Origin of the sequence: Sphingomonas citricola, assembly GCF_019429535.1 — a bacterium.
Lineage (GTDB): Bacteria > Pseudomonadota > Alphaproteobacteria > Sphingomonadales > Sphingomonadaceae > Sphingomonas > Sphingomonas citricola.
This window is the reverse complement of the sequence record NZ_JAHXZM010000001.1, coordinates 409420-424024: the sequence shown is the minus strand read 5'-3', so window position 1 is coordinate 424024 and position 14605 is coordinate 409420. Positions and strand designations below refer to the sequence as shown.

10 protein-coding genes and 1 pseudogene are annotated in these 14605 nt (G+C 68.7%); 5 read left to right on the top strand and 6 right to left on the bottom strand.

Annotated elements, in window-relative coordinates; translation table 11 throughout:
* Positions 1 to 20 precede the first annotated feature (20 nt).
* A complete protein-coding gene (gene lexA, locus KZ810_RS02050; protein ID WP_219767318.1) occupies positions 21 to 680 on the top strand; it encodes a transcriptional repressor LexA in 660 nt (219 codons plus the stop codon).
* Between the two features lie 568 nt (positions 681 to 1248).
* Here the strand turns inward: lexA and KZ810_RS02045 are convergent.
* Positions 1249 to 2793 (bottom strand): annotated as a pseudogene (locus KZ810_RS02045) (ComEC/Rec2 family competence protein); the annotation flags it as partial.
* A 31-nt stretch (positions 2794 to 2824) separates the two neighbouring features.
* On the opposite strand from KZ810_RS02045, the gene gltX reads away from it, so the two are divergent.
* From gltX to KZ810_RS02030, 3 genes are read left to right on the top strand one after another with little or no spacing between them, the layout of a single operon-like run.
* A complete protein-coding gene (gltX, locus tag KZ810_RS02040) occupies positions 2825 to 4324 on the top strand; it encodes a glutamate--tRNA ligase (protein WP_258044283.1) in 1500 nt (499 codons plus the stop codon).
* A gap of 12 nt (positions 4325 to 4336) precedes the next feature.
* Positions 4337 to 5620 carry a citrate synthase gene (locus KZ810_RS02035; RefSeq protein ID WP_219767317.1) on the top strand — a complete coding sequence of 428 codons (1284 nt, stop codon included), beginning with the start codon at positions 4337 to 4339 and terminating at the stop codon, positions 5618 to 5620.
* A gap of 5 nt (positions 5621 to 5625) precedes the next feature.
* The gene (locus KZ810_RS02030) at positions 5626 to 5829 is read left to right on the top strand and encodes a hypothetical protein (protein WP_219767316.1); all 204 of its coding nucleotides are present in this window, start codon (positions 5626 to 5628) and stop codon (positions 5827 to 5829) included.
* Between the two features lie 354 nt (positions 5830 to 6183).
* Here the strand turns inward: KZ810_RS02030 and KZ810_RS02025 are convergent, their stop codons facing one another.
* Genes KZ810_RS02025 through KZ810_RS02015 form a run of 3 tightly spaced genes read right to left on the bottom strand, consistent with a single transcriptional unit; the run spans position 6184 to position 9800 of the window.
* A complete protein-coding gene (locus KZ810_RS02025; RefSeq protein WP_219767315.1) occupies positions 6184 to 7521 on the bottom strand; it encodes a sensor histidine kinase in 1338 nt (445 codons plus the stop codon).
* The gene (locus KZ810_RS02020; protein WP_219767314.1) at positions 7518 to 8597 is read right to left on the bottom strand and encodes a DUF2336 domain-containing protein; all 1080 of its coding nucleotides are present in this window, start codon (positions 8595 to 8597) and stop codon (positions 7518 to 7520) included. Before KZ810_RS02020 ends, KZ810_RS02025 begins: the two co-directional genes overlap by 4 nt.
* Positions 8598 to 8633: 36 nt before the next feature.
* Entirely contained in the window at positions 8634 to 9800 is a 1167-nt protein-coding gene (locus tag KZ810_RS02015) for a hypothetical protein (RefSeq protein WP_219767313.1), read from the bottom strand.
* A gap of 180 nt (positions 9801 to 9980) precedes the next feature.
* Here KZ810_RS02015 and KZ810_RS02010 point away from each other — a divergent pair, with 180 nt between their 5' ends.
* Positions 9981 to 12254 (top strand): coiled-coil domain-containing protein, encoded by a 2274-nt coding sequence (locus KZ810_RS02010; protein ID WP_219767312.1) that lies wholly within the window; start codon positions 9981 to 9983, stop codon positions 12252 to 12254.
* Positions 12255 to 12605: 351 nt separating this feature from the next.
* Here KZ810_RS02010 and KZ810_RS02005 read toward each other — a convergent pair whose 3' ends face one another.
* Positions 12606 to 12881 carry a DUF1467 family protein gene (locus tag KZ810_RS02005; protein ID WP_219767311.1) on the bottom strand — a complete coding sequence of 92 codons (276 nt, stop codon included), beginning with the start codon at positions 12879 to 12881 and terminating at the stop codon, positions 12606 to 12608.
* 6 nt (positions 12882 to 12887) lie between these two features.
* On the bottom strand, positions 12888 to 14528 hold the full coding sequence (locus KZ810_RS02000) for a ribonuclease J (protein WP_219767310.1): 1641 nt from the start codon (positions 14526 to 14528) through the stop codon (positions 12888 to 12890).
* Positions 14529 to 14605: the final 77 nt, after the last annotated feature.

Sequence of the window (14605 nt, the reverse complement as noted above, 5' to 3'; positions counted from 1 at the left end):
TTCACGAAAGGAGCCGCGCGATGCTCACCCGCAAGCAGCACGAGCTGATTTGCTTCATCGAAGACCGGCTGGCCACCACCGGCGTGTCTCCGTCGTTCGAAGAGATGAAGGAAGCGCTCGACCTCAAGTCGAAATCGGGTGTCCACCGCCTCATCAGCGCGCTCGAGGAACGCGGCTATATCAAACGGCTGCCCAACCGCGCGCGTGCGCTCGAAATCCTGCGCGTGCCCGAACGCGCCGACGGCGCTGCGCCGAAACCGGCGACGGCGGGGCGCGACCTGCCCGAACCCGCGAACGATGTGGTCGAGATCCCGCTCCACGGCCGCATCGCCGCGGGTGTCCCGATCGAGGCGTTCGAGGGGTCGACCAGCCTCCCCGTCCCCGCCGCTTTGCTCGGCGCCGGCGAACATTACGCGCTCGAGGTGTCGGGCGATTCGATGGTCGAGGCGGGCATCCTCGACGGCGACTACGCGCTCATCCGCAAGCAGGAGGTCGCGCGCGACGGTGAAATCGTCGTCGCGCTGATCGACGACAGCGAGGCGACGCTCAAATACTTCCGTCACGAAGGCGCGATGGTGCGCCTCGACCCCGCCAACCGCGCCTACGATCCGCAGCGCTACACCCCCGCCCAAGTGCGCGTTCAAGGCAAACTTGCCGGAATTCTCCGCCGCTACGCATAATCCACGGATGTGCGTCGTCAGGCGTGCGTACCGTAGTTATCTGAGCATTGGTCAAGGTCACCGCGACCCCGCCGGTCCGCTGCAACGCCCCGCGATCAAATGTCAGCCAGCGCGCGCGGCAGCGATGGGGTAACCGCCGTTCGCTCACGACGACGTCGACGCGACGGCACAGGTCGATGAAAGCGCCCGCGTCGATCAGGTAATGGCTGCGGGTGGCGAGCAGCGTGACGCGACGCGCTCCAAACTGCCGGCTAGTCCAGCACACATCCTGATTGCAGCGCGCAGCGCGCGTCTCCGACAGGGCAGCCAGTTCGCCGTCCACGCCGCCATTCTCTGCCAACGTATCCCTCGTGTAATCGCCGGCCCGATCGCGCAGCAATGCCAGTCGCCCGTCATCGCCACGCCATGCGAGGTGCCGCCCGTCGCCGGTGATGAGCAGATCGGGTGCTGGGGTTGAAAGCGTCCAGACAGCACCGACGGCGATCGGCGCCAGCCCCGCCCACCGCGCGCGCGTCCGCCACAATGCGACCCAGACGCCACCCGCGATCATCACTCCGAACGCGCCGCGGGGCATCGCAGGCAAAGAAGTAACTGCGCCCGGGGCGGTAGCGACGGTTGTCGCGAGCCAGAGCAGCAGTTGCAATGCTTGTCCAGTCAACCACCATATGGGCGCGCCCAAGCCGATCGCATCCAATGCGAGGGCGCCTGCCTCCAGCGGCATGACGACGAACGTCGTCAGCGGGATCGCGACGATGTTGGCGAGTGCCCCGTACAACCCCGCCTTATGGAAGTGGAACACCGCGATCGGCATCAGCGCGAGCTCGACCAGCAAGCCGGTCGCGAGGAGCGAACCGCCCTCACGGAGGACACGCCGCCACCACGCTTCCTCACGCGCCAAGAACAGCGCGCGAACGCGAGGATGTTCGTGCAAGGCGACGATCGCCGTCACGGCGGCGAACGACAGCTGAAAGCTCGCGCCGGCGAGCGCTTCGGGCCACGCGACCAGCACGACCAGTGCACCCGCCGCGACGAGCCGTAGGGTCACGGCTTCGCGCCCAAGTAATAGTGCGGCAAGTACCATCAATGCCGCGACGCAACTGCGGATCGTCGGCACCTCGGCGCCCGTCAATAAAGTGTATCCGATCGCGGCGCCCGCTGCCGCTGCCCCCGCAAGCAGCGGCACCCGCCCGGTCAGCGCAAGCGCAGGTGAAAGCGCTAGCAATCGCAATGCCAGCGCCATCACGATACCCACCACGGCAGTGATATGCAGTCCGCTGACCGACAGGAGATGCGCGAGCCCAGCGCGCCGCATCGCCTCTGCATCGTCGTCGGCGATCGCGCCGGTGTCACCGGTCGCAAGCGCCGCCGCGATGCCGCCCGCACTGCCCGGCAGGCGCGCCTCGATATGCCGGGTCAACCGCGTGCGGATACCTTCGCCCCCGCCGGGGGCAGGCGCCAGAACCGTCACCTCGAGCGCACGACCGGTTGCCCCCAGACCCTCGAACCATGCGACACGTGCGAAACCATACGCGCCGGGCACAGCCGGTGGCGCAGGCGGCATCAATCTCGCCCGCACCCTCACCCGGCTTCCCTCGATCAAGCCAGTTGGCAGGTCGTCCTCGTCCACGTTGACGCGCACGCGGAACGGCATGTCGGCGCGCACGCGCCCGTTCCACTGCTCGACAGCGATCCACATCCGCGTAAGCTCACGCGCAGGCATCGGTTGGATGCGTGTCACGCGCCCCTCGACGCCGACGATCGCGGCGCGGGCAAGGACTGGCGCGCGCACTGCTTCGGCGCGCCACCAGATGAGCCCCAGTCCTAGAGCGAACCCTAATGGCGCCGCCGCGATCACCATCGCACCGCGCCCGCCACGCAAGCCAGCGAGTGCCGCAATCGAGACGCCGAGGCTCGCGAGCAGCGCGGCGGTCCAGCTCCGCGCGTCGGGCAGCACGAACCACGCCGCCACGCCCGCACCCAGTGCCACAGGTATCCACAGCACCAGTTGGTGCCGCTCCGCCTCCAGCCAGCGCTCCCACGCGCCACGCCACGCCGCCGCGATTTGAAGCGGGCGCTGCGCTTTGCTAGGGGCGGTCGCGGCTGAACTGGCCATCACATTCCTCGCAGCCTGGGAGCAAGCGCGCTTGAGCGCAACCACCAACTCAGACGCCCCCGCGGCGCCCGTCGACGCGACCGCCAATACGTCCAAGGTCGTGACCCGCTTCGCGCCGTCGCCGACCGGTTTCCTTCACCTGGGCGGTGCGCGCACCGCGCTGTTCAACCTGCTCTACGCGCGCCATCACGGCGGCACGTTCCGGCTGCGGATCGAGGACACCGACCGGGCGCGCTCGACCGAGCCGGCTATTCAGGCGATCCTGAACGGAATGCGCTGGCTCGGCCTCGATTGGGACGGCGAGGAGGTCTATCAATTCTCGCGCGCCGATCGGCACGCGGCGATCGCGCATCAGATGGTCGAGCACGGCCACGCCTATCGATGCTATATGACGCAGGGCGAGATCGACGCGATGCGCGCCGAGGCGCAGGCCGCGAAGAAGCCTCTGCGCATCCGCTCGCCCTGGCGTGACCGCGATGACGGCCCCGCCGACCAGCCCTTCGTCGTCCGGCTGAAGGCGCCGACCGAGGGTGCGACGACGATTCACGATCAGGTCCAGGGCGAGGTGACGGTCCAGAACGCCGAGCTGGACGACATGGTCCTGCTGCGTTCCGACGGCACGCCGACCTACATGCTCGCGGTGGTGGTCGACGATCACGACATGGGAGTGACCCATATCATCCGCGGCGACGATCACCTCAACAACGCATTCCGCCAATTGCCGATCTACCGCGCAATGGATGCGATCGCCAAAGAGACTGGTGGCGATCGCTGGCCTGATCCGATCTACGCGCACATTCCCCTGATCCACGGCTCGGACGGCGCGAAACTGTCGAAGCGGCACGGGGCGGTCGGGATCGAAGCGTACCGCGACGCACTTGGCATTCTGCCCGAGGCACTCGACAATTACTTGCTGCGGCTCGGCTGGGGTCACGGCGACGACGAGATCATCGCCCGCGACGACGCGATCCGCTGGTTCGACCTGTCGGGCGTCGGCAAGAGCCCGTCGCGTTTCGACCTGAAGAAGCTCGAGAACCTGAACGGCCATTACATCCGCGCCGCCGACGATGCGCGGCTCGCCGGGTTGGTCGCGGACAAGCTCGGCCAGGCCGAGGACGATCCGCGCCGCACCAAACTCGAAACAGCAATGCCCGCGTTGAAGCCGCGCGCCGCCAACATCAACGAACTGGCCGACGGCGCTGCCTTCCTGTTCGCATCCCGCCCGCTCGGCATCGACGAGGCCGCCGCGCCGCTGCTCGGCGGCGACGCACCGGCGCTGCTCGCGCGGCTCCACAGCGCGCTTGACGCAGTGCACAACTGGGATACGGAGACCACAGAGGCTGCGGTGCGGCAGGTCGCCGAGGAGGCGGGCGTCAAGCTCGGACAGGTGGCCCAGCCGCTCCGCGTCGCATTAACCGGACGCAAGACGTCGCCGGGTATCTTCGACGTACTCGTTCTTCTAGGACGCGAGGAAAGCCTGGCCCGGATCGCGGACCAAACCACCGGCCAACCATCCGGCCCGCGGGCCTGACAGGAGACGATCATGACCGACACAGCCAAGTTCGAACTGGCGGGCAAGGACTTCGACTATCCCGTGCTGTCGGGTTCGGTCGGCCCCGACGTGGTCGACATCCGCAAGCTCTACGGCCAGACCGGCGCCTTCACCTACGACCCCGGCTTTACCTCGACCGCGTCGTGCCGCTCCGAGATCACCTATATCGACGGTGACGAGGGTGTGCTGCTGCACCGCGGTTATCCGATCGGAGAGCTCGCCGAGAAGTCGAGCTTCATGGAGGTCGCGTACCTGCTGCTGAACGGCGAGCTGCCGTCGCAGGACGAACTCGACGGGTTCAGCCGCACGATCAGCCGCCACACGATGGTGCACGAGCAGCTCGCGACCTTCTTCCGCGGATTCCGTCGCGACGCGCATCCGATGGCGATCATGTGCGGCGTCGTCGGCGCGCTGTCGGCCTTCTACCACGATTCGACCGACATCCACGATCCGCAGCAGCGCATGATCGCGTCGCACCGCCTGATCGCGAAGATCCCGACGATCGCGGCGATGGCGTACAAGTACAGCGTGGGGCAGCCGTTCCTCTACCCCGACAATTCGCTGTCCTACACCGGCAACTTCCTGCGCATGACCTTCGGCGTCCCGGCCGAGCAGTATGAGGTCAATCCGGCGATCGAGCGCGCGATGGATCGTATCTTCATCCTTCACGCCGACCACGAACAGAACGCCTCTACCTCGACTGTCCGCCTCGCGGGTTCGTCGGGCGCGAACCCATTCGCGTGCATGGCAGCGGGCATCGCCTGCCTGTGGGGTCCGGCACACGGCGGCGCGAACGAAGCCGCGCTCAACATGCTGCACGAGATCGGCACGCCCGACCGCATCCCCGAGTTCATCGCGCGCGCCAAGGACAAGAACGATCCGTTCCGCCTGATGGGTTTCGGTCACCGCGTGTACAAGAACTACGACCCGCGCGCGACCGTGATGCAGAAGACGGTGCGCGAGGTGTTCGAGACACTGAACGTGTCCGACCCCGTGTTCGAGACCGCGTTGCGGCTGGAGGAGATCGCGCTCAGCGATCCGTACTTCATCGAGAAGAAGCTGTTCCCGAACGTCGATTTCTACTCGGGCGTCATCTTGTCGGCGATCGGGTTCCCGACCAGCATGTTCACCGTGCTGTTCGCGCTCGCACGGACCGTCGGCTGGGTCGCGCAGTGGAACGAGATGATCACCGATCCCGACCAGAAGATCGGCCGCCCGCGCCAGCTCTACACCGGACCGACGCAGCGCAGCTACGTCCCCGTCGGCGAGCGTTGATCTAGATGACAAGGCTCCGGCCGGTCCTGCTCGTCTTAGGCGTGGCATGCACGCTGATGGGGGTGCTGTGGATCGGCCAGGGTCGCGGGCTGATCCACTGGCCCGCGTCGAGCTTCATGCTCGATCAGAGCATCTGGGCGGACTATGGCGCGGCGTTGGCAGTTGCGGGGCTGCTGATGATCTTGCTCGCACGGCGGTTGCGACGTTAATTGCGATCGGAGGGCGGGCGACCGTTCGCCCGTGATTGGCGATCCGTCGCCCGTCAGTTTGCCGGATGGCAGCAGCACGGTCGCTCGAAGGCTTACCTCGGATAGAAGCCGTAAGCAGGCGTGAAATCCGTCCCCTCCGATAATCCCGGCAGCTTTCGGAAGGTCACTCGAAGGTCACACCCCTACGCATGCGCGTGCGCGCGCGTCTGTGTGATGCGATGTCAAAGAACGATCGGTTCGTGGCATGATGCTGGCATGTAGGACAGTGCCGCCCGCACCCGGTTCGACCATTCTTTCAGGACTAGAACCGCCGCGTCAGCGCGGCCGCGGGGCGGCACGCCCGTCCGCGCGCGGTTACGCGCCGGCCGGCAACCATAGGAGGAAGCGCGCGCCCAAGCCGATCGCGCTGTCGACGGTCAGGTCGCCGCCCATCGCGCGGGCCAGCCGCCGCGCGATATAGAGACCGAGGCCGCTACCGCCCGCCTCGCTCGCGTCGACGCGTTCGAACTTCTCGAAGATGCGCGCCTGATCGGCCTCGGCGATCCCCTTGCCCTGATCGGCGACGATCACCACCGCGCGGTCGCCCTCGCGTTGCGCGCGTAGCCAGATCGTCGCGCCGTCGGGCGAGTAGCGGACCGCGTTGCCGATGAGATTGACGAGGATTTGGAGCGTGCGCCGGAACTCGCCACGTGCGGGAAGCGACTGCTCCAACCCGTCACGGTCGATCGTCACGCCGGCGTTCGCCGCACGGACCTGCAGCAATCCGGCTGCGCGGCGCACGACGTCGGCGAGGTCGATCGGCTCGTCCTCGACGGTGAAATCCTCGCGCTCGATCGCCTCGAGGTCGACCAGATCGTCGACAAGTCCGAGCAGATGCCGCCCGGCGCTCGCGATATCGGCGGCGTAGTCGGCGTAATGCGGGTCGATCGAGCCGTCGGCGGCGGCATTGATGCTGTCGGCGTTGGCGACGATCCGTCCCAGCGGTCCGCGCAGGACCTGATCGAGCCGCGCGTTGAACGTCTCGCTGACGGGCTCGGGCGCTACTTTGTCGAGCAGATAGGTACCGCCGAGGAAACCGTCGAAGCCGCCGAGCGGGTCACGCCGCACCGAGCCGGCGAGGAAGACCCGCACGCCGCTTTCACGGATGACTGCGACCTGCCGGTCGAAATCGACCCGTTCCGCCACCGCGTCGAGGATCGCGACCGTACCGTGGTCGTCGGGCTCCATCGCGAACAGCCGCGTCAGCGGGCGCGAGAGCGCGGCGACGGCGTCGAAGCCGTGGCGTACGCCAGCCTGTTCGTCGATCCGGGTGACGCGCAGTTCAGCGTCGACCTCCCATTGCCAATCGGCGCCGGGCGGAGGCGGCAAGGCCGCGACGGTGTTCGCGCTGGTCGGCGCGCGCCAGGCGGGGCGCTCGCGCAGGATGGAGACGGCGAGCGAGGTGCCCCCGTCGCCGGGGGTCGCCTTGATCCAGCAATCGAGATCGATCTCGCCGTCGGCGATCGTCACCCCGCGCGCGATCAGGATGCGCAACCGCCGCGCCAGCCGCGTCAGCGTATTGAATTGCGGGACCGCGAGGACGTGCCCGCGGCTACCACCGGCGCGCTCGTTGATCGCGGCGAACCCCTCGTCGGCGTCGACGAGCCGGTCCTCGCGATCGAGCCGCGCGTGGAGGATCAAGGGTTCACTCACGAATGGCTGCCGAGCGATAGCGCGCGCACCGCGTGCCGGAAGTCGCGCGTCAGCATCAACGGCGCGATGACCGCGCCCGCTTGTTCCGGCGCGACCACGGCCGCGGCATCGATCGCGTCGGGCAATGCCTCGACGTCGCGGGTACGGTCGGCTTCTCCGAGCGCCCAGCCGATCCGCGCCAGTACGTCGCGTTCCATGCCGAGCGCGCGCAAGGCGATCCACAGCCGCTCGCCATCGGGCTCGAGCGCGAGCGCGCGCGCCTCGTCCATCTCGATCCCCAGCGCGTGCGCGAGAAAGGCGGCAAAGACGGTCAATCGTCCCTCTGTCAACGCTTCGATCAGGAGGCCGGGCAGGCGCGCGACATCGGCGTCGATCGCGGCGGCGAGCCGGTGCGCGGCGACGATCGTCCCGGCCGCACCGTCGAAATGCGCGATCCGCTGCATCGCCGCGTCGACCAGCGCGCGATCCGCGATGGCCGAGACGCCGCCCAACCGCTCGCGCAAGGCCGCCGCGACCCACCACACGAGCTGATGGTGCAATTCCGCGGGCAGTTCGGCGCGGCGTTCCTCGGCCGGCGCCCGGCGGCGGCTGTCAGCGAGGAGATAATCGATCGCGGCGTCGCGGACCATCGGATCGTCGTGATCGCGCAACCGCGCCATCAATCCCGTCGTCATGCCCGGCGCGCGGTTGGCGACCAGCGCTTCGTCGATCAGGTCGACGCGCGCCTGCGCGACAATCTCGTCCATCAGCGCGCGATCTCGCAGCAGGCCCGATTCGATCAACCGCGCGAGCACCCCCGCGTTGCTGGCCGCGAGCGCCTTCGCCGCCTGTCCCTCACCGCGCGCCGCGAGCAGGCGTGCGGCCGCGCTCGCGACATCGCGCTCGATCGCCGCGACGCTTGCCTCCACCATCGCGCCGATCAGCGCGCGGGCACGGTCGTCGAGCCGGTCCTGCTCGACGCGAAAGAAGTCCTCGATCGCGGCACCCAGCCGGCATCCGGCACGGCGTTCGGCCGATGCGGCACGCAGCGCCAGGTCCGTGGCGGACAGGTCTGACGAGGATGGGGGAAGCGACATATCGTGGGCTTCTAACGCCGCTTCGTTAAAGCGGCGCTAAGCCTCGGCGCGCAACGCCTCGATCGCGCCGGCAAGCGTTGCGGTGCCATATAGCGTCGCGATCGCGAGCCCCCACAGCGGCAGTCCCAGCAGCGATCCCGCGGTGACGACGGCGAGATAGGCCGGCGGCGCGCCCCACCAGCGTCGGCGATTCGACACGCGCGCTGCACGTTCGACGAGCCCGCCCACGACGAGCAGTTGCGCCGCGATGAGCAGCGCAACCGTGCCCAGCCCCTGCCCCAGCAGCAACACCGCCGCCGCGGGGGCGACGAGTTCCGCCACGTACAACCCGCGCTGGACCTCCGCCTCGTCGCGGAACAGGGCGAGCGACCCGGCGAGTTCACCGACGATCGCCGCGGCGAGTACCGCGACCAGACCCGACCGCTGCCACCCCGCGTACAACCCGACGAGCCCACCGAGCGCGAGCAATCCTCCGGTCCCGGCGACCGCCATCGTCGACAGGCCACGCCGCGCCACTTCGGGCACCGCGAGGCGCGCGACGGGGTTAAGAATAAGGCGATCGAACCAGCCCGGTCGCGATGCCATCGACGCGGCGAGCACCGCGCGCCCGCGTTGATCGAGCGCGCCGGCGCGATGCTCGATCCCGTGCCCCTGCCCGACCGCGTAGGCGGGCAGCTCGACCCGCTCCGCGCGCGCCTGCGCGAGCACGTGGAGGAGCGTCGACTGGAGGTCGTAATCCGCGGGCATCCCGGCCGCGTCCGACAGACGACGTGCGTCCATGCGTGCGAGCCCCGCCCAGGCGACGCCCCCGCCGATGCGCTCGAATTCGGTGGCCGCACTCGCTTCGGGAACGACCAGCAGCGTATCGTCCTGTTCGCCAGCCAAAGCGGTCACCACCGCCTCGCTCGTCACCAGGCCGTCCGCGATCAATAGCACGCGCGCGAGCGGGTGGAGCTTGCCGAGCGCGTCGGTGGCGCTCCGTACCGCGTCGACCGCGACGCCGCGCTTTCCAATCCGTGCCAGCGCGCCGATCAATTCGGGGGTGAGGCGCGAGACGATGACCACGATCTGCGACGCGCCCGCCGCCACCAGCAGCCGCGCCTGATACTCGATCAGCGTCGCCGCCGCGAACGGCAGCGTCGCGGTCAGCGTACCCGGACGATCGAGCGCCTCCCGTGTCGCGAATAACAGACCAGCCAGCATCCGAGGCCGTTACGGCGGCGCGCGCCGGCGGGCAACCGTCCGCCGATCAGGGGGCGAGGCAAAGTGCAGGTCTGTAGCGAGAGCAACGAACCATCGCTCCGTCGCGAACCGCTTTCGCGCCGCCATAAACGTGGTAAGCCCGGCGTCATGAACGGGGGGCCGTCAATAGTCGGGATACGTATGTCCGAGGACATGCAGCAGCGCACCGCGCTCGGAATCGAGCAGGACGCGCCGGTCGAACCGCACGCGGAGGCGCAGTGGCACGCCGCGGACGGGTTCGTCGCCGAGCCGGGGATCGAGCCCGAGCCCGCGTGGCGGGGCATCATGCCGTGGCTGCTGATCCTTTTCGCAGTCGTTTGGGTCGCCGCGCTGGTCGCCCTCGCCTGGGGGCGGGTCACCGCGCCGCTCGAGATCGCGCAGATTGCGGCCGCCGCGTTGCTCGGTCCGCTGTCTGCGGGGGTTGCCTGGCTCCTCGCGCTGCGGACCAGCCAGGCCGAGGCACAGCGCTTCGGTGCCAGCGCCCGCGCGATGCGGGGAGAAGCCGCGGCGCTCGAGAGCACCGTCAACGCGCTCGGTGTCGCGATCGAGCGGCAACGCGGTCAACTTGCCGAACAGGTCAGGGTGCTCGCGACGACGGGGGATGCCGCGACCGCGCGACTCGCCGCGATCGGCCGCGGCCTGTCGGAGGAAATCGATCAGGCGGACGTTCATGCCCGGGCGCTCGCCGATGCTGCCAACACCGCGCAATCGAGCCTGTCGACGCTGCTGAATGGCCTGCCGACCGCACAGGCGGAAACCCGCGCGCTGATCGAAGCGATCGAACAAGCCGGGCTTACCGCGGGTGAACGCGCAGCTGCGCTCGACGCGCAAGTGGCGGCGTTGACTGCGCGCGGTCGCGAGGCCGAGACGGTCGCGGGTGGTGCGGCGGAAAAGCTCGGCGCGCACATCCGGCGGATGGAGGCGACGAGCGAGACCGCCGGCGCCCGGCTCGAGGCCGTCACCTCCGACGCGGCAAGCGCGGTCGACGCGCTGCTCGATCGCACCGCCACCGCGATCGACGAGTCGCGCAAAGGAATCGCCGCGCAGGGTGAGGCGATGTTGGCTTTGATCGGTACCAGTCAGGTCGCGCTCGATCAGGCCGCGCGGGAGAGTGCGGAGGCGCTGACGCAGCGGATCGAACTCGTCGAAATGGTGATCGAACGGATCGCGCGGCGGCTCGACGCGCAACGCGGCGTCGGCGAGGATCTGTTCACGGTGCTGGAGGAAAGCCTAGGCCGCAACGAGCGCCGGATCGCGGCGCTGCACGCGAGTGGTACCGAGCGATCGCAGCAGCTCGCCGCGTCGATCAGCGCGTTGACGAGTTCGGCCGAGGCGATGGGGGACGCGCTGAAATCGGGCGACGCGCTCGCCACGCGCACGATCGCGACGACCGAGACGCTGTTGACCGCGCTCGACGCCGCGACGCGCGAGATCGACGAAACGCTGCCCGAGGCGATCGACCGGCTCGACGCGCGAATCGTCGCCAGCCAGTCGGTGGTGGTCGCCGCGCGCCCCGAGCTGCTCGCGCTCGTCACCGCGGCCGAGAGCACGCACGACGCGATCGAGGCGATCGCGCAGGTCATCGCCGAGCAGCGGCGCAGCGTCGATGCGCTGACCGGCACCCTGATCGACACGCTCACGACCGGCCGCGCCAAGGCCGACGCGATCGGCCACACCGTCGACGAGGCGACCGAGCGCGCAAACCGGCTGGCGGAAGAGGCAGCGCCGCGATTGATCGAGGCGCTGATGCGCGTCCGCGACACCGCGGCGAACGCTGCCGATCACGCACGCGACACGCTGGCGCACGTCATCCCCGAGGCGGCGGAGGCGTTGCAGGCGGCGAGCAACGACGCGCTGCACCGCGCGGTGACGAACGGCGTCGAGGCGCAGATCGCGCAGGTTTCCGCGGTCGCGGAGGTCGCGGTCGAGGCCGCCGCGCGTGCGACGCAGCGGCTCGAGCAGCAGATTGCGGTGATCGACGCCGCCGCGGCGCGCGTCGACACGCGACTGGCAGAAGAGCAGCAGCACCGCGACCGGGTCGAGCAAGACAGCTTCGCGCGCCGCGCCTCGCTGCTGATCGAGCAGCTCAATTCCGCGTCGATCGACCTGACCCGCACGCTCGCCCCCGACGTATCGGACAGCGCATGGGCGGCGTATCTTAAGGGCGATCGCGGCGTCTTTACGCGGCGCGCAGTGCGTCTGCTCGACGCGGCCGAGCAGCGCGACATCGCACGGCTCTACGACGACGAGCCGGGGTTCCGCGAGCAGGTCAACCGCTACATCCACGATTTCGAGGCGATGCTGCGCACCATCCTGACCCAGCGCGACTCGTCGCCGCTAGGGGTGACGCTGCTGTCGTCGGACATGGGCAAGCTGTACGTCGCGCTCGCGCAGGCGATCGAGCGGCTGCGGTAGGGATCGCGCACGATCTGCCATCCCGGCAGACGCGAGCCATTCAGGTGATCTTGGTCGCGAGCACCCGAGCGACGTAACCCTCTGATAGCCTGTAGCTTGGCCGGGTCTGCACCGAGATGGTGAGACATCACGGCACCGGCGCGGTGACCCGAATGCCCCCAAGAAGCTGCTCTGCGTCGGCAGGCCAGCAAATGTGGCCGCGACCCTCAGCTCGATTTGGCTCAAAGCTGCGGCGAGGCCTTTACCGCGGTTCGCGATCTGGCCGGTGATTACCGGTGATCGGGTCGGTGTCGGCGAACGACGGGGCCGACTGGACAGCCCGTCACCCCGCTCATCGTTGGGCCGACACGCTTACGCCGCGTTGGCGGCGTCGGCGTAGTCGAGCGTCCGGGTGTCGACCCAGCCGAATTCGTAGTTCGCCATGAAGAGGGCGAACAGGATCGTCGCGACGATCGTCGTGCGTATCGCGACCCGCTTGAGCGAGAATTCGTGCGGTGAACTCTCGGCGGTGCCGGGGACGTGCTCGGCCCCCGCCTCCGCCGAGGTTTTCACCCCGAACGGGAGGACGAGGAACACCGAGAACGACCAGAACAGGACGTAGATCGCCAGCATCGAGGTCCAGCGCATCGCGCGTCAGACCTGGACGACGACCACGTCGATGACCGGCTTCTTGCTGGTCCAGCGCGTCGCGACGCGGCGCACCGCGAGGCGGACCTGCTCGCGCAGCTTCTCGCGGTCACGCGGGGCACCACGCATCGCCTCCGCCGCTGCGGCGATCGCATCGTCGAGGAAGGCGTCGCGCTCCTCCTCGACCGGCACGCCCTGGACGCGCACGTCGGGGGTGCCGCCCGCGCGACCGTTGCGGTCGACCGCGATCCCAACCGAGATCTGGCCGTTGACCGCGATGCGGCGCCGTTCGTTGATCGTGCTGCCGTTCGACGGCAGGATCACGTCACCGTCGAGGACGAGGCGGCCGACGGGCGCATTCCCGATCTTCTCCGGCCCGTTCGGCGCGAGCCGCACGATATCGCCGTCGGTCTGCACCAGCGCGCGCGCGATGCCGTTCGACAGGCCGAAGCGCGCCTGCTCCTTCAGGTGGCGCATCTCGCCGTGCACGGGGATCAGCGCCTTGGGACGCATCCACTCGTACATCGACTTCAGCTCGGGGCGGCCGGGGTGGCCGGAGACGTGGACATGCGCCTGCTTCTCGGTCACCATCTCGACACCCTTGGCGGCGAGCTGGTTCTGGATGCGGCCGATCGCGACCTCGTTGCCGGGAATCTGCTTCGACGAGAAAATGACCGTATCGCCCTCGTCGAGCTTGATCGGGTGCGTGCCCTCGGCGACGCGCGCGAGTGCCGCGCGCGGCTCACCCTGCCCGCCGGTCGCGATCACTAGCACCTTGTTGCGCGGCAGCCGCATCGCGGTCTCCGCGTCGATCAGGTTGGGCAGGTCCTTCAGATAACCCGTCGCCTGTGCGACGCGGATAATGCGGTCGAGCGAGCGGCCCGCGACCGCCAGCTTGCGCCCGGTCTCCTCGGCCACCTTGCCGAGCGTCGCGATACGAGCGGCGTTCGATGCGAACGAGGTGACGAGGACGCGGCCCTTGGCCTTCGCCACCGTCTCGGCGATGCCCCGGCGCACGTCGGCCTCGCTGCCCGACGCCTCGGCGTTGAAGACGTTGGTCGAATCGCAGACGAGCACGTCGATGCCCTTGTCACCGATCGCGCGGAGTTCCTCGGGCGTCGACGGCTTGCCGATCAGCGGCTTGGCGTCGAGCTTCCAGTCGCCGGTGTGGAACACGCGCGCAGCCTTGGTTTCGATCACGAGGCCGTTCGCCTCGGGGATCGAGTGCGCGAGCGGGACCATCGTGAACTTGAACGGGCCGACGTCGAACGGCTTGTTCGCATCGACCAGCTTGATCTTGACGCGATCCTCGATCCGCTCTTCCTCAAGCTTGCCGCGGATCAGCCCGGCGGTGAACGGCGTCGCGTAGAGTGGCACGCCCAGGTCCTCGGCCAGGTAGGGCAGCGCGCCGATGTGATCCTCGTGCCCGTGGGTCAGGACGAGCCCGACCAGATTGTCGATCTGTTCCTCGATGAAGCGCAGGTCGGGCAGGATCACGTCGATGCCGGGGAAGCCGGCGTCGGCGAAGGTCACGCCGCAATCGACCATCACCCATTTGCCGGCGTGGCCGTAGAGGTTGACGTTCATCCCGATCTCGCCCGATCCGCCGAGGGCGCAGAAAAGTAGTTCGTTGTTCTTCGGTGTCATTCTTGTCCTTTGCACGCAACTCCGCTGCGACGCGTGGTCGAACGGTAGCGGCGCGATGTTCGCTGTTTTCCGGGTAG

Coding starts and splice junctions, on each gene's coding strand:
- KZ810_RS02010 (WP_219767312.1), top strand. CDS start 9,981: ATGTCCGAGGACATGCAGCAGCGCACCGCGCTCGGAATCGAGCAGGAC.
- KZ810_RS02035 (WP_219767317.1), top strand. CDS start 4,337: ATGACCGACACAGCCAAGTTCGAACTGGCGGGCAAGGACTTCGACTAT.
- lexA (WP_219767318.1), top strand. CDS start 21: ATGCTCACCCGCAAGCAGCACGAGCTGATTTGCTTCATCGAAGACCGG.
- KZ810_RS02030 (WP_219767316.1), top strand. CDS start 5,626: ATGACAAGGCTCCGGCCGGTCCTGCTCGTCTTAGGCGTGGCATGCACG.
- KZ810_RS02020 (WP_219767314.1), bottom strand. CDS start 8,597: ATGTCGCTTCCCCCATCCTCGTCAGACCTGTCCGCCACGGACCTGGCG.
- KZ810_RS02000 (WP_219767310.1), bottom strand. CDS start 14,528: ATGACACCGAAGAACAACGAACTACTTTTCTGCGCCCTCGGCGGATCG.
- KZ810_RS02015 (WP_219767313.1), bottom strand. CDS start 9,800: ATGCTGGCTGGTCTGTTATTCGCGACACGGGAGGCGCTCGATCGTCCG.
- KZ810_RS02005 (WP_219767311.1), bottom strand. CDS start 12,881: ATGCGCTGGACCTCGATGCTGGCGATCTACGTCCTGTTCTGGTCGTTC.